The following is a 598-nucleotide window of genomic DNA, read 5'->3' on the forward strand; positions in this document are numbered from 1 at the left end:
GCACGCAGATGATCATCGTGCGGGCGCTGTCGAGGAGGTTCTCGTCGGCGCTGGAGGTGAACCCGGCGGCGAGCATCTCGCCGACCTCGGGGTCGCCGACGTCGTCGATGTGGGAGTGGCCTGCGTTCAGGTTGTCGATGACGCGGGTGTCGCGGTCCAGTCCGCCGACGCGCAGTCCGGCCCGGCAGGCCTCGCGTGCCAGCGGGAGCCCGACATAGCCGAGCCCGACGACCACCAGGTCCTTGTCGATGCCCAGCCCGGTGCTCGTGGTCATGACCGGCCCGCCTTCCACTGGACGATCACGTCTGCGATGCGCTCTCCGGCGTGGCCGTCCCACAGTGGAGGCGTTCGTTTCTCCTGGCGGTGATCGGTCTCCAGGGCTTTGCGGGTTTGGGGTACGAGGTCGTCGAAGGTGACCAGGCGGTTGATGCCGTGGGTGATGGTGATGGGCCGTTCGGTGTTGGGCCGTACGGTCAGGCACGGGACGCCCAGGATGGTGGTCTCTTCCTGTAGCCCGCCGGAGTCGGTGACGACGGTGGCGGCGCCGCGTACGGCGGCCAGGAAGTCGATGTAGCCCAAGGGCTCCAGGACGTGGACG

Annotated in this window: 1 protein-coding gene and 1 pseudogene; both read right to left on the bottom strand. The window is 68.6% G+C overall.

Translation table 11 applies throughout. From position 1 onward, the window contains the following. Positions 1–274: pseudogene (locus tag ACH34Q_RS46980) on the bottom strand (nucleotide sugar dehydrogenase); the annotation flags it as partial. Beyond that, the coding region (locus ACH34Q_RS46985) for a UDP-N-acetylglucosamine 2-epimerase (protein ID WP_395989770.1) at positions 271–598 on the bottom strand (328 nt) is incomplete at its 5' end. The pseudogene ACH34Q_RS46980 and the gene ACH34Q_RS46985, both read right to left, overlap by 4 nt.

The organism is Actinomadura sp. 9N407, from assembly GCF_044326315.1.
GTDB lineage: Bacteria > Actinomycetota > Actinomycetes > Streptosporangiales > Streptosporangiaceae > Spirillospora.